Below are 22,524 nucleotides of genomic sequence, written 5' to 3' on the forward strand. Positions count from 1 at the left end.
CATGATCGATCTCAACCTCCCGCTGCCCGCGGTCCTCATCCTAGGCACGCTCATATCCCTCGGCGTCTTCGAGCTTTCGGTCCTTCTCTATAAGAAGGTGAAGACCCCGCTCCTCAACCCGCTTCTGGTCACGCTCGTCGGCATCATCGTCGCGCTGAGCCTCCTGCGTATCCCCGTGGATTCGTTCGAGGCGAGCGTCCAGCTCTTCTCGTTCATGCTCGGCCCCGCGACGGTCGCCCTCGCCTACTCCGTCTACCGTCAGCGCCGCATATTGAAGGAGCACTTCATTCCCATCGTTGCCGGATGTCTGGTGGGAAGCATCGTCTCCATGGTGAGCGCCTATACGCTCTGCCGCCTGCTCGGGCTCGGCAACGACCTTGCGCTTTCGTTCATTCCCAAATCGGTCACCACCCCGATCGCCATCGCGGCGTCCCAGGAGCTCGGCGGCATCACGTCGATCACCGTGGCGGCCGTCATCATCACGGGCATTCTTGGCGCCATCTTCTCGCCTATCATGGCGAAGGTGTTCCGCGTGCATGACAAGGTGGCGACCGGCGTCGCCATCGGTGCCTGCTCGCATGCCGTCGGCACCACCAAGGCACTTGAGATGGGATCGCTCGAAGGAGCCATGAGCGGCGTCGCCTTGGCTGTGTCCGGCCTCATGACCACCGCCATCGTCATCGCGGCGCATATCCTCTTCCAATAGGCTCAGGCCCCTTCCTGCACAGTCGTTCCGGCAGGATGCATCCGAGCGCGCATCCGAGCCGAATCATCGGAAACGGTCCTCGGCCATTGAATGCGACCCTCGCCGCCTGGCCATCTTTGACGCATGCAGCCGGAGCGAATCGCAGGGACCTCGGTGCGCAACGCGCCGTCTCCAGCACGCATCCCGCCCTATAGCCCCTGTCTGCATTCGAAAGCGCCGTTGCGCATGAACAAGGAGGCCGGCCCCGAATGTTTCGGGGCCGGCCTCCTTCGCCGTTCGGTCTGGAAAACGGCTGCAACGTACATGCCGCTGCAGCCGCAGCCTTGTTCGAAAATCCTACAGAGCACCCACCAGATCGGCACCGGGCTTGAGCGTGTCGGCGCCCGGCTCCCAGCGTGCAGGGCAGACCTGATCGCCGTGCTCGGCGACGAACTGGCATGCACGCACGAGACGCAGCAGTTCGGCGGCATTGCGGCCGACGCCGCCGGCGTTCACCTGATACGACTGGATGCGGCCCTCGGGGTCGACGATGAAGGCACCGCGCTCGGCCTGGCCGGCGCCGTCGATCAGAACCTCGAAATCGCGTGCAAGCGCCTGCGCCGGGTCGGCGAGCATCGGGTAGTCGACCTTGCCGATGGCCTTGGATTCCTGGTGCCACGCCATGTGGACGAACTCGGTATCGCAGGAGACGGAATACACTTCGCAACCGGCGGCTTTGAACTCGTCGTATGAATTCGCGAGATCTTCGAGCTCCGTCGGGCAGACGAAGGTGAAGTCGGCCGGATAGAAGAAGAACACCGACCAATGGCCAAGCGTGTCGGCCTTGGTGACGGTTTTGAATTCATTGTTCTGGTAGGCCTGGACGGAAAAATCGGATACTTCCTTGCCGATGAGTGACATGGATCCTCCTTGAGGTCGTGATGGCGGGTATCCGCACGCATCGTGCGGATACGTTCGATACCGAAGCGATCGAACTCTTCGGATGCCGTTATTTTAATAGGAATGAATCTCATTAAGAAATGTGAGCGCTGAATTCACGATTTCAGCATGGCGGATTCGATAGGCCTGGTTTCCAAGGAACCGCGCCGGGCAAGCCGCATCCGTCGCATCCGTCGCATCCCTGCATACCCGAATGCCGAAATTCGCAGCGATTCAGGTATTCCCTTCTACCCGACACTTACGATATAATATTCTCATTCGAGAATAATTACGTTCGATACGAGATCGAACCCAAGGAAATCTCGAAGCAAAAAGGGGATTTCAAGACCGCATAACCCATGGCCGGCGCCGATTCCCCCAAGCGCACCGATTCCCCCCGTGTCGCGCTTGCACTCGGCGCACGGGCGCCATTACGGCCACGCTCGCACCCATCGTCGTCTCGGCGAGCGTGGCCCCCTCTTTGCGGATCGCTATACCGCGGAATCCTCCTCATCGCACTCGTGCGCATCGAGATAATAGGCGTCGGCATGGGCGTTCAGCCAATCGAGGGCGTCTTCGATGACGGCGTCCTTGTCGTACTCGTTGAAAATCTCATGGAGCAGGCCCGCGTAGATGCGCAGGCTCTTATCCTCCGCGGCGATCTGCTCGTAGAGCTCCAGGGAATCCTTCGGAGCTACCAAGCCGTCGTCGCCGCCGTGCAGGATGAGCACCGGGTCGACGAAATCGGCCGTATGGGCGCGCATGTATTCGTGACCTTCATGCAGCGCGCGGAAGAGTCCGAGCGACATCTCCTTGACGACCAGCGGATCGGCCATGTAGCGCTCGCCGACCGAGGGATCCGAGCATACGCCGCCAGACAGCTCGTTCTGCATATAGGTCAGATCGGGTTCGTCGGTCGCAAGGGCGCCGTCGCACATATGCTTGTTGTCGCGCGTCCAGGCTCCCGACAGAACGAAACCGTCCACCTTGCCCGGGAACAGGTGCGCATAGAGCGCGGCGCAGTACCCGCCCATGCTGTGACCCACCATGAAGACCGGCAGGTCGGGATTCTCCGCAATGGCGCGATCGACCACGACGTCGGCATCCTTCGCGATCTCGTCGAACGTCGCGTAGTAGACCTTCTGGCCGCCGCTGCGCCCGTGCCCGCGATGGTCGAAGCGGTACACCGTGTATCCTTGCGCGTTCAGACGCATGGTCAGATAGTCGTAGCGCCCCTGATGCTCGCACAGCCCGTGCACGATGACGACGGCCGCGAGCGGCGTGTCGACCGCATCGGTCTTGCCGAAGAGCTCCGTGCCGTCGAATGACGCGAACGTGTATTCCTCTGCCATGGGAATCCTTTCTCGAGGATGTGCCGATGGCTCAAAGTATAGGTTGTGGAATCCTTGTGCGCACGTTCTATTCTTCCCTGTTTTAAATTGTATGCAATTTTATTTTGTACTATCTTTATGAAACCGAAAGGAAATGAGCGGATGCAGCTGAGCGCACGTACAGATGCGCGCAAGCCATACGCCTCGCACCCTTTCGGCCGGCGCACGGCGCCGGCTCGATCCTTGCATACCCGAAAGCCGCATGCATCGCGACCCCCTTTCCTCCCCTTTCCCGCGATGCAGACGGCGCCCCTTGAAGACGGACGGCTCCCATCCCCTAAGCGAGCCGTCCGTCTTTTTCATGCGTGGGGAATCTCGAGGCCATAGGGCCTATCCGAAGCATCGGCTCCCCTTCCTCATTTTCGATTGCATTTGATGTAATTGTGACCAATTTAATAGCATCTTCGAATCCCATATGAGTGCGGCGGAAAACGAGCGATAATGAGCGTGATGGATTCGGGGATGAAACGTATGGATTCCATCCGCGAACCGATCCCGCGACATCTGTGCGATTCCCAGGCGCGCTGTTGCGGGGAATCCCATGAAAGGCCCGTATGGGCCGGAAAAAAGGAGGACATCATGAAGTTCTATTCCAACGCCGATTGCGGCAACATCATCATGTATTTCGTCGAGAAGGGCCCGCGCGTCGTCTGCTGCGGCACGGAGATGACCGAGCTTATCCCCAACACGACCGACGCGGCTACCGAGAAGCACGTCCCCGTCGTCACGGTCGAGGGCTCGAAGGTCACCGTCAAGGTCGGCGAAGTCGCCCACCCGATGCTCGAGGAGCACCACATCTCCTGGGTCGTCCTCGAGACCAAGAACGGCTTCCAGAAGGTCGAGCTTTCCGCCGGACAGGAGCCCGTCGCCGAGTTCGCGCTCGTCGAGGGCGACGAAGCCGTCGCGGCCTACGAGTACTGCAACCTCCACGGCCTCTGGAAGGCCGAGATCTAAAGCATCTCAAGCCTTAACGGCGATCGAGGGGCGGCACGCGACTTAAGCGGGCCGCCCCTCGTCTATGCAGAAGCCCATCATCACGACGGTGGTTTCGATATGCTCGCGCACGATGCCTTCCTGCGCGATCGATCGAAGGTATTCTTCGACGACGGCTTTCCGTCCTTCGTCGAGAGATGTCGATACCAGACGGTCGGCATACAGGCGAATCGCCTCCTCAAGCGGCCGATCGGTATTCCACACGTCGTGATACCGACGTATTTCGGGCGTATATCCCCGTAGCCATGCAAGCGAGAACGCGCTGAGGAAATCCGTATCTAAGGGATCGCGGGACTCCGGCAGACCGCAGCGTCTGCGCGCCTCGAAGAGGACTTCGTCGGTTCTGCGGACGGGCCGCGCGAAATAGCACCATCGCTTCGCCAGCGACATCATCTTCAGGAACGCCTCGGCATCCCCGATCGCCGGCGTCATATGCGCGAACACGAGGTCGAAGCCCCCATCGAACGCCATGTCTCGAAAATCGCCCTGGACGAACCGCACGTTGCGCACATCGAGGGCGCATGCCTTCTCGCGGGCGGCCTCTATCATCTTCGGGGAGATGTCGATGCCGACCACCTCTCCCACCCGCGATGCGAGGGCGAGGCCGTAGATGCCGCTTCCGCATCCGATATCCAGAACCCTCATGTCCGGCGTGAACTCCACCTCGCCGTCAAGCATGCGTATGAACGGGTCGTCGCCGGTCGGAATCGGCATCTTCGCGAAGTTCGGCGCGGCGGCATCCCATACCTCCTGCCCGCGATAACCGGCATCCTCGCTCTTCCAGCTGAGCGCGATGCGTTCCTCGTCGAACAGAATCGCGGTATCGTACCTCTCGATGTTCATGGCCGTATCCTTTCTCTCTTCAGCAGGCCGCAGGAAGCGCGATGCGCATCCCATCGACTTCGATCACGTTGAACGAAGCGCCATAGGTCTCGGATAGATTCCGTGAATCCACGACCTCACGGCCGCCGCAGGCCACAAGGACGCCGTTTCTCACGAGCAGGAACTCGTCGCAGAAGCGCAACGCCAGGTTGACGTCATGGAGCACGGCGATGGTCGCAAGGCCGTCCCGATGCGTGACGTCGCGGATGAGCCGCAGCACCTCGAGCTGGTTCTTGGGGTCGAGCGCGCTTGTAGGTTCATCCAGGATCAGGACCTTCGGTTCTTGGGCGAGGGCGCGCGCGATGAACGCCTTCTGACGTTCGCCTCCCGAAAGCTCGTCGCAATACCTCCGGGAATACCCCTCGAATCCGAGACGGGCGATGGCTCGCGCGGCGACTTCCCTGTCGTGATCGGTCAACCCCCAGCCGACATGCGGGCGCCTTCCCAAGAGCACCTCGTCGTACACGGTGAGGTGCGGCACGGTTTGCTGCTGGCCCACATAGGCGATATGCCGGGCTATCTGCCGACGGCTCATCGAGGCGATCGCCTGTCCGCAGACCGACACCTCGCCCGCAGAGGGGCGTGCGATACCGGCAAGCAGGTCGAGCAACGTGGACTTCCCCGCCCCGTTATTGCCGAGGATCGCCATGAACGACCCCGGTCCGACATGCACGTCGATATCCTCGAACACGTTGCATGCGCAGCGCGGATAGGAATACGCGAGCCCGCATGCGGTCATGGATTCCCTATTCATCGCGCATACCCCCGATACAGAAGCACGAGGAAGAACGGCGCGCCCAGGAAGGATGTGATCGCCCCGATAGGAAGGATCACGGGCGAGATGACCATGCGGGCCGCGAGATCGCTTCCCAGCATGATCACGGCGCCGAGCACGAGCGACGCCGGAAGCAGATACCGATAGTCGCTGCCTACGACCCTGCGGGCGATATGGGGTGCGATAAGGCCGATGAAGCTGATGAGACCGACGAACGAGACCACGGCCGCCGCCGCGAGCGAGGCGACGGCCACGCTCGCCACGCGCGTGCGCGCAAGATCCACGCCCAAGCCGCTGGCCGCGTGGGCGCCGTTCTGCAGCGCGTTGTAGTTCCATCGGTTCATGAAGAAGTATGCGCCGCAGCACGCACATACGGCTGCCATGAATCCTATCTGGCTCCAGGTCGCCCGTCCCAGATCGCCGAACTGCCAGAAGACGGCCTTCGTAAGCTCGACGTCGCTGGCGAAGTACTGCATGATGGTCGACGAGCCGCCCCAGAGCGCGGAGAGGGCGACGCCGACGAGCACGATGCTTTCCGGACGCATGCCGCCGAGCCGGGAGAACAGAAGCACGATGATGCTCGACGCCATGGCGCCCGCAAACGCGAACAGCGCGATCGCGCCCATGCCAATGCCGGATGCCGATCCTGCAAGCGCAGGCACCACGACGATGATGGCGAGGCTGGCGCCGAAAGAGGCACCTTGGGAAATGCCGACCGTGGACGCCGAGGCCAGAGGATTCTCGAGCACGCTTTGGAGAACCGCACCCGCCAAGGCGAGCCCGGAGCCCGCGACAAGAGCGCATACGACGCGTGGAAGCCTGATGGAACGCACGGCCGCGACATCGGTCGGCTGGCCTTGGCCAAACAGCGCCGCCATAATCTCGCCTATGCCGATGCCCGACGCTCCGCAGGAGAGTTCGGCCGCAGCGGATGCAAGCATGAGAGCGACGAGAACCGCTATGGTCGCGATGCATCGCCGCTCGGCCGTTCGCTGGACCCGAAGAATCTCGTCCACCCGACCATCGGCCGGACGACAGGCCGGCACGTCATCGTCCATCGAGGCGTTCATGCCGCCCTCCTTATAGCGATGTTACTTTTTTTATTTTCGTATCACTGTACGCGAAAGCATGATAGCATCGCTGAAGTGTTACGGAATTATAAATCATAATACTTTCGAGAAAGGAGCTCCGGTGGAAATCAGACACGGTTGGGCCGCACGAATGGCGGCGATCGCCTGCGCGATCATGCTCGCCCTCGCGGCGATGGCGTTCGCGGGGTGCGCGGAGACGAACGACGGCGGCGAAACGGAAGATGCCGCGTCCGCCATGATGACGGTCGTGGATATGCGCGGCCGCACCGTAAACGTGCCGCAGGACGTGCAGAGAATCGTCTGCGTCGGCATCAGCCTGCGCCCCGTGTGCTATCTCCAGGCCGTCGACAAGGTGGTCGGCGTGGAGGAATCCGAGCACGAGGATTACGTCCAGTGCGCGTACCGGCATGTCAACCATGCGACCTTCGAGAAACTTCCCGTGATCGGCGACGGAGGGTCGAAGGGCGTGACGCCGAACGAAGAAGTCATCATGGAGGCGGCGCCGCAGGTCATCGTCGCCGACGGCCTTGAAGCCGATGCGGCGGACGCGCTCCAGCAGAAAACGGGAATCCCCGTGGTCTGCCTCGACCAGCCCGAGACCTTCTTCGGGCAGGACTACTGCGACAATCTCCTCTTCCTCGGAAAGGTGCTCGGCCGCGAAGAACGCGCGCACGAGGTCGTCGACTATATCAAGGATCTCGAGTCCGATCTGAAAGCCCGTTCGGCGGCATCGAAGTCGGCAGGAACGGTCTCGGCCTATGCCGCGGGCATCAGCTTCCGCGGCGGGCACGGGTTCGACGGCACCGAAGCCCTGTTCCCGCCCTTCGACGTCTGCGGCATCGCGAACGTCGCGGACGGCCAGGGCGCGAACGGACCCTATTCCATCGATCTGGAAGCGGTTTCGAGCGCGCAGCCTTCATACGTGTTCATAGAAAGCGGCAACCTCCCGCTGGTCAAGGAAGACTACGCCTCGAACCCCGCGTACTTCGACGCGCTGAACGCGGTTAAGGAAGGCAAGACCTATTCGCTCATCTCCTACCGCTTCTACTCGACCAACGTGGAGCTGGCGCTTGCGAACTGCTACCAGGTCGGATCGGTGGCCTACCCCGATACGTTCTCGGATGTCGATCCCGAGAAGAAGCTCGACGAGATCAGCGAGTTCATGCTCGGAGCGCCTTTGTCGGCCGAGTTCGCGCAGAAGGAAGGGGCGCGCTTCCAGCAGGTCGACATCACGCAACCATAGGGAAGCCTGCATCCAGGCGGTCGCCGGAATTATCAAGATCCAGGCGACCGCCGGAATTATCAAGAATATGTGAATGCACTTGCATGGACGGCGCGGAGGATTCAGTATTTCGCGTCAGAAGTTAGCCAAGGTTAACATTTAACTTCCCCCGACAATGCAAGGAGCATACCATGAAAGCACTCAACAAGGTCTGTCGAGCAACGGCGGCCGTCGGCATAGCCCTCGCACTGGCAGGATGCGCAGGGCAGGCGGAAAAGGATCAGGCCGAGGACATGTCGCAGGAAACGATGGCCTCCCAGCCCGCCGCCATGGACGAGGCTTCCGCCGCCAAGACCACCCTCGCCGGCTGGAAAGGCACCTGGAACGACTTCAGCTCCTACCTCGACAAGGACGAAGTCGCCGACGCCTACGACGAAGCCGCGAAAATGAACAAGACCACGGCGGAAGATGTGAAGGCCGAGCTTAAAGAGAAGCGCTCGTGCGAATTCCACGGCCTGAAGATCGAAGGCGACACCGTGAGCTTCCTTGACGGATTCGAATCCGAGGGCGGCACCGAGATCGCCAAGGCCACCTACGAGTGCGTCGACTCCAAAAAGGTCATGCACGGCGGCCACGAGCTGGAGTGGGACGTCTTCAAGGCCAAGGAGGCCGACGCGAAATACCCCGTTCTCCTCATGATGCCCGTCCATGGCGAGGAGGAGCTCACGCACTTCCACATGCGCTACGGCAATGACGTCGACGAGCTGATGGGCAAAGACGACTGGTATCCGACCTTCGTAGCCCCCAGCTCCACGATCGACCAGATCAAGGACGAGATCAAAGAATAACGCAGCGAGGGGCGCCGAAAGGCGCCCCTTACCGTTGAGGAGAACGCACGCATCATGAATCACACGCGCAGAGAATTCCTTCGCGTCTGCGGCTACGTGGGCGCAGGCATCGCGAGCGCCGCCCTGCTTCCCTCCTGTGCGGACGGCGCCGGTTCCAAGGCCTCCGCCCAGGCGCGACCGGTGGTCTACGCCTCTTTCTACCCGGTATACGACCTGGTACGCGAAGTGGCGGGAGATGCCGTGGAGCTGCACGCCTTCATGCCGACGAACAAAGACCCCCACGTCTGGGAGCCCACGCCCAAGAACCTCAAAGACCTCTCCCGCGCCGATCTGCTGGTCGTGAACGGCGCCAACATGGAGCACTGGGTCGATCAGGTGCGCGACAACCTTCCCGACCTGCCCGTGCTCACGCTTGCGGACGGCATCGATCTTATCACCTACAAGGGTGCGGCCGCCATGGGCGAGTTCCAATACATCGCGAGCCTCGGGGTCGGCCCCGGAACCTACGGTTTCGAATTCGGCCACACGCACCAAGACATCATGCGCGTCGCCTTCTTCAGGGCCGATGCGAACGCGTCCGAAGCCGAGCTCGCGAAGCGCGGACGCGCCATCATGAGCGAGAAGGGCCGGACCGTCGCCCAGCACGACACCATCAAGGTCGAGGACGGCGTAGTCTACGCCTTGGAGATGGGGCACGAGAGCGGATACATCGGCTTCACGCTGCCCGAAGGCGACGACTGGATCCTGCTTTCCGACCGCGCGAGCGCGAACCTGCTTTCCTATCGGCTGGTGACGCGCGAGAACGGCGACGAGATCCCGACGAAGCAGCTCATGGAAGGATCGTCGTCGGGCACCGACAAGGTAAGCTACGACCCGCATTCCTGGCTGTCGCTCCTGAACGCCAAACGTTACTGCAACGCCATCCACGATCGCCTCTGCGAAATCCGGCCCGATCAGAAGTCGGATTTCTACCAGCGCAAAGTCGATGTCGTGGCGCGCATCACCGAACTCGATGCGTCTTACCAGGAGAAGTTCAAGGGTCTGACGCGCCGCGAATTCGTCGTCACCCACAACGCGTACGCCTACCTCTGCCGCGACCTCGATATCAAGCACTTCCCCCTGCAGGGGCTCACTTCGACCGAGTCGCCTGCGCTCAAAACCGTGCGCAAGGCCGTGGACTTCTGCAAGGAGCACGGCACCACCACGGTGTTCTACGAGCTGGGCGCGAATCCCAAAGATGCCGAGACCGTGGCCAACGAAATCGGCGGGAAGGCCGTGCCGCTCGCATCCATGGAATACGTCAGCGAGGAACAGGGCGCCCAGATGAACGGCTACGTCGAGATCATGCGAGCCAATATCGAGGCCATCTACCGATCCCTGGTATAAGCGCGCTTCGACATGGGCTCCCAAAGCGCGCCTTGGGAGCCTCGGCGTTGTCCGAGGCGCGCCTCGAGAGCCTCGACATTGTTTCGAAGCACGCATCCCGGTTCGATCGGGAGCGCGAAGCCATGACTCAGGACGCATCTCGGCACGGCCTGCCGCGCGCCTCGAACGCCTCGGCAAGCCCCGCAGCGAATCTCGCGGGATGTGCGACGCGCGCATCCCGGCACCCACGAGAAGAAACCCATCACGAAAGGATACGCATGGATGCCATCAGGGTATCGAACCTCAGCTTCGGCTATACGGCGCAGCCCGTTCTCAAAGACCTGGGGTTCACCGTCGCCGAGGGAGCGTTCTGCTGCCTGACCGGCGAGAACGGATCGGGCAAGTCGACGCTCATGAAGCTCGTGCTCGGAGAGCTCAAACCGGATGCGGGCACAATCGAGCTCTTCGGGAAGAGCATCAAGGCCTACGACGACCTCACCTGGATCGGCTACGTTCCCCAGGCCAACGTCCTCGGGGCCGTCGCCTTCCCCACCACCTGCCGCGAAATCGTCGTGCAGGGGCTCTACCGTCAGTTCGGCATCGTTCGCATACCGCGCAGGCGCCATTACGCCGTGGCCGATGCGGCGCTTGCGCGCATGGGGCTCGAAGGATACGCGCGCACGCCCTTCAACCAGCTCTCCGGCGGCCTGCAGCAGCGCGTCATGATCTGCCGAGCCCTCGTGAACGACCCGAGGCTCCTCGTGCTCGACGAACCGACCGCGGGCGTGGACAGCGACAGCAAGATCAAGTTCCTCGAGCTTCTGGCGCACATCAAGGAGCAGCGCACGATCACCTGCCTCATCATCTCGCATGAGTTCCAGCTCATACGCGACCATGTGCCGCTGGACGCAAGCTATCGGATCGTAGACGGAAGGATGGTCGAGCATGCTTGAGTTCGAATTCATGCGGCGGACCCTCATGGCGGGGATGATGTTCGCCATCGCCCTGCCGCTCATCGGCATCGTCATGATCAACCGCAAGACCTCCATGGTCAGCGACGCGCTTTCCCACGTATCGCTCACCGGCGTCGGTCTGGGCCTCATCTTCGGGTTCGACCCCGTGTGGGGCGCCGTGGCGAGCTGCGTCGTCGCGGGATTCTCCATCGAGGCGGTGCGCACGCGCCTCCCCCAGTTCGGCGACATGGCCGTCGCCATCATCATGAGCGCGGGCCTCGGCCTCGCGGTCATCCTCGCAGACCTGGCTCCCGGCGGCAACACCTTCGAGTCGTACCTGTTCGGATCCATATCGTCGGTGACCTCCGCCGACCTTGTCGGCACGGCCGCGGCCACCCTGTTCACGGTAGCCTTGAGCGTCGTGCTGTACGCCGGGCTGTCCGACATCGCCATCGACCGCACGCTCGCCCGCATCGCAGGCGTCGATGCACGCGTGGTTGACGGCCTGTTCACAGCGCTTTCCGCGATCATGATCGGCTTGGCCTGCAAAGTCGTCGGCGCGCTGCTCGTCGTATCGTTGGTGACGCTGCCGGTGGCGACCGCGCTCATCCTCTGCCGCAGCTATCGGCAGACCTGCATCGTCGCGGTGCTGCTCGGCATCGTCTACACCATGTCGGGGCTCGTGTTCTCGTACCAATACGACGTGCGGCCCGGCGGATCGATCGTCATGGCCGCCATCGTCGGCATCCTGGCATTCCTTGCGATCAAGCAGATCAAGAAAGCAGGCAACAGGTAAAGGAACCGCCTCCCCGAGCGGGAAAACGACCCTCTAGGACTTTCAGAACTCAATGTATGTGGAATCGGAGCCAGGAGCGGAGGACAAAAGCGACGCCGCTCGAAGAAAATCCGGACCGCGGTCAGGAAGGAGAAAACCAGCGGCCCGGAATCCGAACCCAGGCAGCAGATGAAACTGCGGCCCGGAACCCCGACCCGGACCGCAGATGTACCGCGGCCCGGGTTTCCAGGTCCGAATCGTAGAGGATCGGGCCTGGGAATATCGCATCGATCGGCTAAGAGCGCATGCGGCGCCTCAGCGCGACCGCCCCGCCCGCTACGAGAACGGAACCAAGCGCGCCGCAGGCGGCAGGCAGGACGCCCGCGGCGTCACCGGTCCGAGGAATGGCCGGCTTCTTCGACGTATCGTCGGAATCCTTCTTCCCGTCGTCGGCATGCCTGGATGCGTCGGTACTGCCGGGTTTGTCCGTTGCGCCCGGCGTATTCGAAGGATTCTTCGGATCGGGCGCGGGCGCCTTGGCCTTCTTCACGGTAAGCGTGCCGGAAGCGTACGAGAAGTCGTAGTCGTCGGCAGCGCCGCCTGCGGGAGAGAGCTCGAACGATCCCTCGGATGCAAGCGAGGCGGCGGGCACGGGCGTAACGGAGGGAGCCGTGTAGCCCGAGGCCGTGGCAGCATCTTCCCCGCCGACGAAGCCCGTGACGGTCACGGCGTAGGTCGGGTTTCCACCCGGCTCGATGGTCTCGCCCGCATAGGAGGCCGCAAGGGTCGCCTTGCCTATGGACCAGGGAATGGTCACGGAACCCGCACCGGGCGCAGGCCCGCGCAGCGCCGAAGCCGCACGGGCGACGATGCCTGCGCGCGCAGGAGCCCACTCGAGGTTGCCGGCATCGGCGATCGTGGCCGTCGCCGTGTAGGCGCCGGCATGCGTGGCCTTCCAATCGCCGGAAAGCTCGTAGTCATCGGAAGATGCCACGCCCTGCTGCTCGGTGCCCATGTAGCTCAGCCCCGATGCGGCCTGCGGGCGCGCGACCTTCTTCTTGGCGATGGACCACGCGATGTCGCGGCTTGCAGAAGCCTCTCCGTCGGCCCACACGTAACCGGGCTTCAACGTCGCCGTGGCGACGTAATCGCCGGCGTTGGTGGCGGCCGCATCGCCCGAAAGCTCGTAGGCCTCGCTCTCCGCAACGCCCCGCTGCTCGGCACCCGTATATGCCAGCCCTTCGATAGGCGCCGGCACGGGAGCCTGGCCGGAAGGCAGCACGGTGAGCGTGCCGTTCGCATACGAGGCGAACTCGTAGTTCGCGGCCGAACCACCGGATATTTCAAGCTCGTAGGCACCCGGTGCGAGCGAAGAAAGCTCCTCGCCCTCATGACCCTTGACGGAAACCTTCGGCGCTTCATAGTCCTTCGCCGTCGATGCATCCTCGCCGCCGACGAAGCCCGTCACCACGGGATCGGGAAGCTGGGCGGACGCATCGCCGTACGACATCTCCATGTCGGGCGCCTTCGCCGCAAGCGGTGCCGGCGCGACCTTGATGCGCACCAGCACGCCCTCGGTGGTGCCGTCCTTCCAAGCGAAGTTGCCCTGCTTGTGCACGACGTAGGGAGCGGTGGCCGCAGGATACAGGCTCGCATCGTGAGGCACGAACAGTTCGACCTGCTCGTCTACGCCCTCCCAGGCTTTCCGAAGGAAGGGCTTTTCCCTGGAAAGGGTGTCGTAGAGCGCGACATGCTCGCCGAAGTCGAGATACGGGGTCAGATCGATATCCGCGCCCGTATACACGAGATTCACCTCGGTCGGGGTCACGACGGACTGCTCGACGTCCACCGTGCGCGGCGTGATGGCGAAGGCTATCTTCTTGTCCTCCGTCGTTCCATCCGACCAGGTGCATCCATCGATGAGATGCAGCGTGGTCTCGTACGTTCCCACGTCGACCGCATGCGTGTTGACGACCAGATACCCCTCGCCCGCCGCAACGGCATTGTGCTCCTGATTATCGAACACCGCGTCCGTTCCCGTCGGGATAGGAATGATCGTGTCGCTCGGCGCCGCGGGCCCGGCGATGCTCCAATCGTAGGTGAGGGGGTCGGTCGTGCCGTCGGCCCATACGTAACCGTCTTTCAGGGTCGCCGTGACGGAGTAGGCGCCGGGATACAGGGCGGAAGCGGTGCCCTCGAGGGTGTAGCCGGTGTTCTCGTAGACGGAAACGCCCTGTTCGTTACCGTTGTAGGTGAATGCGGTCTCCTTGACCACGGGCTTGTTCACCACGGTCTTGTCCGTGACGAGCGCCGGCACGTCGACGGAGTCCGATTTCTTCGCCGCGGAATCGTAGTCGATGGCAAGCTCCATCGCGATGTCTCCATCGGGGGCAAGCGAATACTGGAGCGGCACGATATAGAAGGCGCTGCCCTTGAATCCATATGTCGCCGTGCCGGTCGTCTGGGCGTCGGTGAGCTTCACGAGCATCTTATGTATGCGCGAATCCTTGCCGTTGTAGCCGGGCTCTTCCCAGAGCGGCTTGCCCGTCGCGGTCACGCGCTCGAGCGCGACATCGGGCAGGTCGGCGCACGTCCCCGCATCCTGAAGCGTGAAGGCGGGGTTGTACACCCTGAGATAGAGGTACCGCGTGCCGTCGCGCTTGACGACAAGCGTCGCATTGTCCTTCATGGGACTCATGGGCAGGCAATGCAGAGGAGGGTTGGCGATATCGAAGGTCTCGCCCGGAGCGAGCGTATGCACTTCAACATCCACGCCGTAATCAGGGGTGTTCTCGTCGTAGACGCCGAAGGGGTTATTGGGATTGTTCGCATACACCGTGACGTCGCGAAGGATGGGGTTGTACTTCCCCGGCATGGCGAAGTTCGCCGTCACCGTGTAGGTGCCGGGCGCAAGGGTTCCGGGTTCCTGCTTCGTGCCGGGCTTCTTCGCGGCATCGAAGGCTGCCACGGCCTGGTCGAGGGCATCCTTGGCGGCGGTCAGGGACTCGGAGGTCGGGTTCTGCGCGGCAAGGGATGCCTTCGCGGCGGCGACGGCGTCTTTAAGCTCCTGCGCCGCGGTTGAAGTCACCCATTGCGCATCGGGAGAGATGTCGGAGCCGTCGGCGGATTCGGCCACGCTCTCGAGATCTGCCTGCGCGGCATCGATGGATGCCTGCAAGGCTGCCTTGGCCTTATCGAGGGCGTTCGCCTCGATCGTGTATTCGATGGACTTGGGACCGGTCGTGCCGTCGGCCCATACGTAGCCGTCCTTGAGCGTCGCGGTTGCGGTATGCACGCCGGCATCGGCGGCCTTCTCGCCCGTCAGGGTGAAGCCTTGGGTACCCTTGCCCATAAGGACGCCCGTCTGCTCGGACCCGTTCGAGACGAGCCCTTCGACGGCCTTGGGCGTATTCACGACGATCCTGCCCTGCTCAAGCGCGGGAGCCGCCGTCGCGTCGCCCGTCCTGACCGCGCTGCCGTAGTCGATCGCGAGCTGCAGGGCGATATTCCCGTTCGGGGCGAGCTCGATGTTCAACGGCACCGCATAGAGCTTGCTGCCCTTGAAGTCGTAGGTCTTGGTGCCGGCAGTCTGGGTTTCGGGAAGCGTGAGCGCGACCTTATGGATGCGGCTGGTCCTGGCATTGTAGTTGCCTTCCCATATGCCGCCGCCACCCCAATCGGTAGGCGACACGCGCTCGACGGCCGCATCGGGCAGCGCGGCGCAGGTGCCGAGGTCCTGCAACGTGAAGATCGGATTCGGGAAGGGAACGAGAAGCGTAGCCTTGCCGTCGGTTCCCACATAGAGCGTCGCGTTGGCGCTGACCGGAACCTGCGGAATCGCGTTCTGCACGTCAAGCCCCACGTTCTCGTCGATCGTCGGGCCGAAGGGATTGTGCTGCGTGGTCGGATAGACCGTAAGCCCCGGAATCAGGGGATTGTACTGCCCCGGCATGCTCACGTTGGCCGTGACCGAATAGGTTCCGGGCGCGAGCGACGTGGCCGGGGCGCGCAGGGCGCCTGCGGATGCCGCCATGCCTGAAGCCTCCTCGCTCAGGCTGCCGTCCTGATTGCCGGATGCCGCTCCCGCAGCTTCGTTCGCACCCTCGTCAGCAAGTTCGTCGGCAGGTTCGCCGGCGTTTTCACCCGCCGGGTCCGCGCCGTCCTGCTCGTTGGCGACGCGTGCCGCCACCGCGCCCGACGACGGTTCCGTCCCCGCATCCGCCCCTGGTGAAGCAGATGCCGGAGTCGGCACCATCGACACGGCCAAGACCACGGCGAAGACCGTGGCAAGCAGCCCGTCGAGGAATCTGCCTCGTGCCTTCATGCCCATGAGAGCCATCCTTTCCCTGCGCCGCGCGCATCCACGATCGCGCGGCCGAAATCCTTATCCCCTGCCGCATGTCGATTCCCTGCGAGTTGCGGCGGGTCCTCTGCTTCTCCGCCTGGCTGTCGGACGAACGATGCCCCGGCGTCCCTGGCGATAGTTAGCTAGAGATAACATTAATGGATGCAAACGCACGGAAAGGTTGCCGTGGTTACCCCGAAAAAGAAAAAAAAATCACCCCTCGGAAAGGAGCGATGCGCTGCATCAATGGGAATGCGCGATGTCAGAATGAGGCTCGGCTTCGACGACCGTTCCCTACGCCCGCCGCGTCACGAGGGCGACGGCTTTCTTCACGACGAAGATGGCCAGCAGCAATGCCACGGAAAGCAGCACGATGGTTCCGCCAGGCTTCAGGCCGAGAACGTACGAAAGAATGAGCCCGAGCACAGCCGAGCCGACGCCGACGGCGCTCGAGATGACGCAGGTCTGACGCCAGCTGCGCGCGACCTGAAGCGCGCACGCCACGGGAACGACCATCATGGACGACACCATGAGCGAGCCTACGGTGCGCGCCGCCACCGCGACGACGAGGGCCACGATGAACACGTAGAGCGCGTTGATGAGCGAGACCTTCACGCCCGATACGCGCGCATGGCGCTCGTCGAAGGCCATGAGGAAGAGCTCGCGGTCGAGCAGCACACAGAACGCGAGCGCAAGGATGCTGATGCCGAGGACCGAGACGACCTCGCCCTCGCTGATGGTGAGGATGCTGCCGAACAGGAAGCTGTTGAAGCTCGCGGAATTGGGCACGAAGCCCGACAAGACGCCCGCCAAGCCGATGCCCGCCGCAAGCACGATGGCGACCGCGAGCTCGGACTGGTCCTTGAAGCGCTTGCGCACGCCTTCGACGCACATCGCGCCGGCCACGCACGCGACGGCCGCACCGGCCACGGGGTTGATGCCAGCGATCAGGCCGCCCGCCACGCCGGCAAGCGACGTATGGGAAAGGGCGTCGCCGATCATGGACAGGCGACGCAGGACGATGGTGACGCCGACCAAGGGCACGATGATGCCGAGCAGGATGCCGACGACAAGGCCGCGCTGCATGAACACGTATTCGAACATGGCTAACGCGCCTCCTTGGATGAAACGCCGGCGCCTGCGGCGGTTTCGGCCTCGCAGGCACGCGATTCGTCGGCGTCTACGACGAGATCTTCCTCGCCCGCAGGAGACTCGCCGGCCGCCGCATCTGCGAGCGAGGCGGTGCCGGCCACAGCGCCCGTGCCGTCCTCGATGACGCCTTCTTCAAGGCGCATGACGGAGCACCCGAGCGACGGCAGCGCATCCAGATCATGCGTGATGAGGAAGACCGCGATGCCCGCCTCGTCGTGCGCGCGGCGTACCAGGCCGTAGAACTTCGCGCGACTCTCCTTGTCGAGCCCGTTCACCGGCTCGTCCAACACGAGCAGGTCAGGCGCGCCCACGAGCGCGCACGCAAGGCGGACGCGCTGCAGCTGGCCGCCTGAAAGCTCGCGAATGAGACGCTTGGAGAACGGCGCCATATCCACCGCTTCGAGCGCGGAGAGCGCGGCATCGCGAAACGAACGGGATGCCGGATGGAAGCGCGGCATGGAAGCATGCTGGCTTGCACGCACGAGCTCGAGCACGGTGGCGGGAAACCGTCCGATGGCAGTCGGCGCCAGCTGCGAGACGTAGCCGACGCGCGCCCAGTCCTCGAACCGTTCGGGCGCGACGCCGAAGAGGCGGGCGACGCCCGAACGGGGCGTCGCCTCGCCTACGATGATCCTGGCTATGGTCGACTTGCCCGCGCCGTTATCGCCGACGAGCGCGCGCATCTCCCCCGCCTCGATCGAAAACGACACGCCGCGCAGCACGTCGGTTTCACGGTAGGAAAACGTCACATCGTCGAAGACGACGGGTTTGTCGAGCGATTCGATCACGCAAGCGCCTTCTTCAACGCATCGAGGTTGCTGCGCATGACGGAGAAGTACTCCTCGCCGGCGGCGAGCTCTTCGTCGGACAATCCTTCAAGCGGATTGAGCTCCTCAACCTGGGCTCCGGACGCATCGGCGATAGCCTGGGCGACCTTCGGGCTCACGAGCTCCTCGCTGAAGATGGTCTTGACGTTGTTCTGCTTGACGAAGTCGACGATCTTGGCCATCTGGTCGGCATCGGGCTCGGCATCGGCTTCGATGCCCTCGATCGGCATCTGGATCAGGCCGTACGCATCGCACAGATAGCCGAATGCCTCATGGGAGACGACGATCGAATGGTTCGACACGCCGGAAAGCCCCTTGGTGTACTCGGAGTCCAGAGCATCGCATTCGGCCGCCCACTTCTCGTAGTTCGCCTCGTAGGTCTCCCTGCCGTCGGGATCGATCTCGATGAGGGCCTCCTTGATGTTGTTCATCTCGACCTTGGCGTTCTCGGGCGCAAGCCAGACATGCGGATCGGTCTTGGAATCCTCGTGCTCGTGGGCGTGGGCACCGCCCTCGGCCGCATGCTCGGCCGCTTCCTCGGCAAGCGCCTCGGGAGAAAGCTCGAGCAGGTGCGCGCCCTTGCTCGCTTCCACGGCCACGAGCTTGTCGTTGGTGGTGGATTCGAGCACATCATGCACCCAATGCTCCATGCCCGCGCCGTTGTAGACGAGCATATCGGCCGTCTCGAAGGTCTTGAGATCGGCCGTGGAGGGCTCCCAGTCGTGCGGCTCGGTGCCGGCAGGAACGAGGCACGTCACCTGAACGCGGTCGCCGCCGATCTTGCTCGCGAAATCGTACATGGGATAGAAGCTCGCGACCACCTGGACCTTCGAGTCGTCGACGGACTTGGCGGGCGAAGACGTGCCGCATCCGCCAAGCACGAAGCTCGCGGAAAGGGCGCAGGCGGCGGCACCGGCCACCAGGAACGTGCGACGGGAATACATCCCGGAAACATCAACAGACATGAATCCTCCCAGATTCTCTCTCAATGGACAGAAGCCTCCCCGCCCTCTGCGAGGAAGCGGGCGCCGAACGCATGCGTCCGAACGCCGCGGATCGCCGTTTCGACGGCGCGCGGCGGCGGCATCAGACGATCAGGCGCGTACCCTGGGAGACGGGCGTAAGGCATGCGGCCGACGATGCGATGCGACTGATCCAGGCGTGCACGCGTTCGGCCTCGCGGCGCGCGGCGATGCATGCGCGTCGCACGTCCGCGGCAACGCGGTCTTCGATGCGGCGAAATGCGCCCATCGCCTCGCATACGGGGCAGTGAGGCCCGATGCAGCGATGATCGGCAAGAGAGGCGGCGGAGACGCGGGCGCAGGCATCGCGCGTCGCCAGGCATGCCGCAAGGCCGAACGCGCGACGGTCACCGTGGAGAGATGCGGTCATCGTTCGCCTTCCCGCCGTGCAGCGCACGCGGAGCAGTAACCGTAGAGCACCGTGCGCGAACGATCGATGACGAACCCATGGTGGGATTCGACATGCTCGGAAAAGCCTTTGAGCATGGAACAGTCGAGAGGAAGCGCGCAGCCGCAATCCAGGCACAGGAGCTGGCCTTCGTCGGTGCCGTCCGTCTCGAGGATTCGATAGCGCGACTCGCCGGTGCCGGGCGTCACGACCTTGGCCGCCACGCCTTCGTCGACAAGCGTCTGCAGCGTGCGATACACCGTCGTGCGGCCGACCGAGGCGCCGCCGTCGCGCAGGATGTCGTAGACCTCGTCCACGCTCAAGAAACGACGTGACTGCTCGGTCAGGCAGGAAAGAACCGCAGCGCGCTGCTTGGTGTTGTACGAGCGTCTCTGCTGCGCCATGCCTGCCTCCTTGAATTTGAATTCAAAAACGGATTTCGATTCCGAATTATAGAACCGCATTGGCAGTCGTCAAGGACGAAGGGCCTCGCCCGCATCCTTCGGCACAGGACCGATACATTCTTGCAATCCTCGGAACAACAGCTCATATTCATCCTGATACGGAGCAACGGCCCGTATTCATCCTGGCGCCCGTATTCATCCTGATACGGAGCAGCAGCCCGTACTCATCCTGATATGGAAACGCGAGAGGCGATGCAGGCAGAAGGCTTCGCGTCGCACCGCCGAAGGGAGACGCCCATGTCCATGCCCATACGAGACAGGCTCTTCGAGCTGCAGGATTCAGGCTATGCCGCCTTCCAGGCGAAGCTTACGCCCGGCGTGCCGATCGAGCGGTTCATCGGCGTCCGCGTGCCCGACGCGCGCGGGCTTGCGAAGACTCTCGCCTCAGACCCGGAAACGGCCGCATTCCTGACCCACCTGCCGCACGATTACTTCGACGAGGACATGCTGCATGCCCTGCTGATTTCCGAAATCAAGGATTACGAGACCTGCATCGCTGCGGTGGATGCGTTTTTGCCCTACGTGGATAACTGGGCAGTCTGCGACATCATGTCCCCGAAGGCGTTCAAGAGGCACAAGGCCGAACTGCTCGGAAAGATTCGGGTCTGGGCTTCCTCCAAGGAAGCGTATACCTGCCGCTTCGGTCTTGAGATGCTGATGACGCACTTCCTCGACGAGGATTTCGAGGCGGAGCTTCTGGAGATTCCCGCCGCCGTTCGCTCGAAAGAATACTACGTCAACATGATGATCGCCTGGTTCTTCGCGACGGCGCTCGCGAAGCAGTGGGACGCGGCCATCCCCTACCTGCAGCAAAGCGCGCTTAATTCCTGGGTTCACAACAAAACGATCCAGAAAGCGCGCGAGAGCCGCAGGATCGCCGATGAGCAGAAAGCCTACCTCAAGACGCTGAAGCGATAGCATATCGAAAGAATGTCCGCAGACCGCATCTATGCGATGCGACGCGCGCCTCGATCTTTTCGGACAACCGAAAAGATCGGCCGACTCTTGTGCGGCATTGCACTGCGAAAAACCGCCTCATACGCGAAGATAATACGCATGCATTGCAATCGGCGAAGAAGCCTCCAAACGATATATCTCTCTGCGAACGAAAGAAGGACCCGACACCACGGAGCCCTTCCTATGCCCATGAGCGAAGCACCGACAGCGCAGCAGACGCTTCGGTCGAATCGTTCTATCTACTTGTACGTGTAGAAGCCCTCGCCGACGGCGACGCCGGTCTTGCCCTCGTCGATGTATTTCTTGAGAGCCGCGGCGATCTTTCCCGGAGTGGTTTCGGGATCCTTCGCGAGAGGATTCATGATCACGATGTTGTACGCGGTCACAAGCCCGACGATGTCGAGGATGCGGAACGGGCCGATGGGCGCGCCGGTGCCGAGCATCCAGGTCTTGTCGATCGTCTCGGGGTCGGCCACTTCGTTGGCGTACAGGGCCTCGGCGGCGCTCAGGAACGGCACGAGCATGCTGTTCAGGATATAGCCGGGCTGCTCCTTATGCAGCTTGAGGGGTACCATGCCGATGGCCGCGGCGAATTCGACGACCTGGTCGTACGCCGCCTGGTCGGTGCCGGGATGCCCCATGATCTCGGCGGTGTTGTTGCGCCAGATCTCGTTGGCGAAATGCAGGGCCAGGTACTTGGCGGAACGCCCGGTATGTTCCGCGAAGGAGCTTGGCAGCATCGTGGAGGAATTGGTGACCAGGATGGTCTTCTCCGGCATATGCTTGGCAAGCTCCTCGTAGAAGGCAATCTTCTGCTGCGGATCTTCGGCAATCGCCTCGATGATAAGATCGGCGTCCCGCGCGGCCTCTTCGTAGCTCGTCGTGAACGCGATGCCCTCGAACGCGGGCACGACCTTCGCCTTGAGTTCGTCGATCTGCTCGGGCGTGGCCTTCGGATCGTCCGCCAAGCCGCGGCAATAGGCGGCGGGATTCGTCTTCATGGCCTCGAGCGTGGCCAGATAGGTGTTCTTCAGGACTTCGAACTTGGGCTTCGCGCGATCGATCGACCCTTCGGAGCGAACCCATACCGTGACGTTGAATCCCTTGTAGGCGGACTGGAAGGCGATCTGGCTTCCCAGGACCCCGCCACCGGCCACGACGACGTTCTTGATCTCCATGCTCTGCTCCTTTCGCCAGAAAGCGGCTGAACGCTTCCCTTCCTCAAGGCCCTTTCGAGCCTTTTTAATTGTGTACAATCGAATTGTAGGTTTGCAATCGTCTCTGTGCAACGGAAAACGCGCACCGGGCGCATTTCGCGCGGCAAGCGGAGAGGCGCACGAGCGCTGGACGGATCGCCTCGCATGCGAACCCTCGCACAGCTTCAGGCCGTAAGACCCCGTCGCACTCGGATACTGAAACGCGCAATCGCACAAGCTCGAAACGAGAGGAG

The 22,524-nt window shown here is 62.8% G+C and carries 20 protein-coding genes; 8 read left to right on the forward strand and 12 right to left on the reverse strand.

All coding sequences use genetic code 11. The features are described 5' to 3' along the window. Position 1 precedes the first annotated feature (1 nt). The gene (locus HMPREF1155_RS00620) at positions 2-706 is read left to right on the forward strand and encodes an LrgB family protein (protein ID WP_006362879.1); all 705 of its coding nucleotides are present in this window, start codon (positions 2-4) and stop codon (positions 704-706) included. Positions 707-1,042: 336 nt separating this feature from the next. On the opposite strand, the gene ahpC is transcribed toward HMPREF1155_RS00620, so the two are convergent. Continuing rightward, positions 1,043-1,606 (reverse strand): alkyl hydroperoxide reductase subunit C, encoded by a 564-nt coding sequence (ahpC, locus tag HMPREF1155_RS00625; RefSeq protein ID WP_006362881.1) that lies wholly within the window; start codon positions 1,604-1,606, stop codon positions 1,043-1,045. A 509-nt stretch (positions 1,607-2,115) separates the two neighbouring features. Next, positions 2,116-2,976 carry an alpha/beta hydrolase gene (locus HMPREF1155_RS00630; protein ID WP_009076483.1) on the reverse strand — a complete coding sequence of 287 codons (861 nt, stop codon included), beginning with the start codon at positions 2,974-2,976 and terminating at the stop codon, positions 2,116-2,118. 618 nt (positions 2,977-3,594) lie between these two features. On the opposite strand from HMPREF1155_RS00630, the gene HMPREF1155_RS00635 reads away from it, so the two are divergent. Then, positions 3,595-3,969, forward strand: coding sequence for a desulfoferrodoxin family protein (locus HMPREF1155_RS00635; protein ID WP_039993116.1), 375 nt, complete (start codon positions 3,595-3,597; stop codon positions 3,967-3,969). 42 nt (positions 3,970-4,011) lie between these two features. Here HMPREF1155_RS00635 and HMPREF1155_RS00640 read toward each other — a convergent pair whose 3' ends face one another. From HMPREF1155_RS00640 to HMPREF1155_RS00650, 3 genes are read right to left on the reverse strand one after another with little or no spacing between them, the layout of a single operon-like run. After that, positions 4,012-4,851, reverse strand: coding sequence for a class I SAM-dependent methyltransferase (locus HMPREF1155_RS00640; RefSeq protein WP_009076170.1), 840 nt, complete (start codon positions 4,849-4,851; stop codon positions 4,012-4,014). Between the two features lie 19 nt (positions 4,852-4,870). Further along, positions 4,871-5,629 (reverse strand): ABC transporter ATP-binding protein, encoded by a 759-nt coding sequence (locus HMPREF1155_RS00645; protein ID WP_009076024.1) that lies wholly within the window; start codon positions 5,627-5,629, stop codon positions 4,871-4,873. Between the two features lie 11 nt (positions 5,630-5,640). Next, entirely contained in the window at positions 5,641-6,735 is a 1,095-nt protein-coding gene (locus tag HMPREF1155_RS00650) for an iron ABC transporter permease (protein WP_009076478.1), read from the reverse strand. Positions 6,736-6,856: 121 nt separating this feature from the next. On the opposite strand from HMPREF1155_RS00650, the gene HMPREF1155_RS00655 reads away from it, so the two are divergent. The 5 genes from HMPREF1155_RS00655 to HMPREF1155_RS00675 all read left to right on the forward strand — a co-directional run bounded on the left by HMPREF1155_RS00655 (position 6,857) and on the right by HMPREF1155_RS00675 (position 11,940). After that, positions 6,857-7,999: an ABC transporter substrate-binding protein gene (locus HMPREF1155_RS00655; protein ID WP_009076053.1), complete on the forward strand. Its 1,143-nt coding sequence runs from the start codon at positions 6,857-6,859 to the stop codon at positions 7,997-7,999. Between the two features lie 170 nt (positions 8,000-8,169). Then, a complete protein-coding gene (locus HMPREF1155_RS00660; RefSeq protein WP_009076265.1) occupies positions 8,170-8,826 on the forward strand; it encodes a ZinT/AdcA family metal-binding protein in 657 nt (218 codons plus the stop codon). 54 nt (positions 8,827-8,880) lie between these two features. Further along, positions 8,881-10,212 (forward strand): metal ABC transporter solute-binding protein, Zn/Mn family, encoded by a 1,332-nt coding sequence (locus tag HMPREF1155_RS00665; RefSeq protein WP_009076627.1) that lies wholly within the window; start codon positions 8,881-8,883, stop codon positions 10,210-10,212. Between the two features lie 257 nt (positions 10,213-10,469). Next, a complete protein-coding gene (locus tag HMPREF1155_RS00670; protein WP_009076357.1) occupies positions 10,470-11,144 on the forward strand; it encodes a metal ABC transporter ATP-binding protein in 675 nt (224 codons plus the stop codon). Then, positions 11,137-11,940, forward strand: a complete 804-nt coding sequence (locus tag HMPREF1155_RS00675; protein ID WP_009076185.1) for a metal ABC transporter permease — start codon at positions 11,137-11,139, stop codon at positions 11,938-11,940. The genes HMPREF1155_RS00670 and HMPREF1155_RS00675 overlap by 8 nt, the downstream gene beginning before the upstream one ends. Positions 11,941-12,214: 274 nt before the next feature. On the opposite strand, the gene HMPREF1155_RS00680 is transcribed toward HMPREF1155_RS00675, so the two are convergent. From HMPREF1155_RS00680 to HMPREF1155_RS00705, 6 genes are all read right to left on the reverse strand, one after another. Then, complete coding sequence (locus HMPREF1155_RS00680) at positions 12,215-16,249, reverse strand: MBG domain-containing protein (RefSeq protein ID WP_009076102.1); 4,035 nt, start codon at positions 16,247-16,249, stop codon at positions 12,215-12,217. A 309-nt stretch (positions 16,250-16,558) separates the two neighbouring features. Continuing rightward, entirely contained in the window at positions 16,559-17,368 is an 810-nt protein-coding gene (locus HMPREF1155_RS00685) for a metal ABC transporter permease (RefSeq protein ID WP_009076604.1), read from the reverse strand. 2 nt (positions 17,369-17,370) lie between these two features. Beyond that, positions 17,371-18,204 carry a metal ABC transporter ATP-binding protein gene (locus HMPREF1155_RS00690; RefSeq protein ID WP_009076497.1) on the reverse strand — a complete coding sequence of 278 codons (834 nt, stop codon included), beginning with the start codon at positions 18,202-18,204 and terminating at the stop codon, positions 17,371-17,373. Further along, complete coding sequence (locus HMPREF1155_RS00695; RefSeq protein WP_009076031.1) at positions 18,201-19,208, reverse strand: metal ABC transporter substrate-binding protein; 1,008 nt, start codon at positions 19,206-19,208, stop codon at positions 18,201-18,203. The genes HMPREF1155_RS00690 and HMPREF1155_RS00695 overlap by 4 nt, the downstream gene beginning before the upstream one ends. Before the next feature lie 121 nt (positions 19,209-19,329). Further along, positions 19,330-19,635 (reverse strand): hypothetical protein, encoded by a 306-nt coding sequence (locus HMPREF1155_RS00700; RefSeq protein ID WP_009076256.1) that lies wholly within the window; start codon positions 19,633-19,635, stop codon positions 19,330-19,332. Then, positions 19,632-20,057 (reverse strand): Fur family transcriptional regulator, encoded by a 426-nt coding sequence (locus HMPREF1155_RS00705; protein ID WP_238319028.1) that lies wholly within the window; start codon positions 20,055-20,057, stop codon positions 19,632-19,634. The genes HMPREF1155_RS00700 and HMPREF1155_RS00705 overlap by 4 nt, the downstream gene beginning before the upstream one ends. Positions 20,058-20,354: 297 nt before the next feature. Between HMPREF1155_RS00705 and HMPREF1155_RS00710 the strand changes: the two genes are divergently transcribed. Then, entirely contained in the window at positions 20,355-21,035 is a 681-nt protein-coding gene (locus HMPREF1155_RS00710; RefSeq protein WP_009075969.1) for a DNA alkylation repair protein, read from the forward strand. A gap of 278 nt (positions 21,036-21,313) precedes the next feature. Here the strand turns inward: HMPREF1155_RS00710 and HMPREF1155_RS00715 are convergent, their stop codons facing one another. Next, positions 21,314-22,252: a 3-hydroxyacyl-CoA dehydrogenase gene (locus tag HMPREF1155_RS00715; protein WP_009076453.1), complete on the reverse strand. Its 939-nt coding sequence runs from the start codon at positions 22,250-22,252 to the stop codon at positions 21,314-21,316. Positions 22,253-22,524: the final 272 nt, after the last annotated feature.

Origin of the sequence: Slackia sp. CM382 (assembly GCF_000293015.1) — a bacterium.
Classification (GTDB): domain Bacteria; phylum Actinomycetota; class Coriobacteriia; order Coriobacteriales; family Eggerthellaceae; genus Slackia; species Slackia exigua.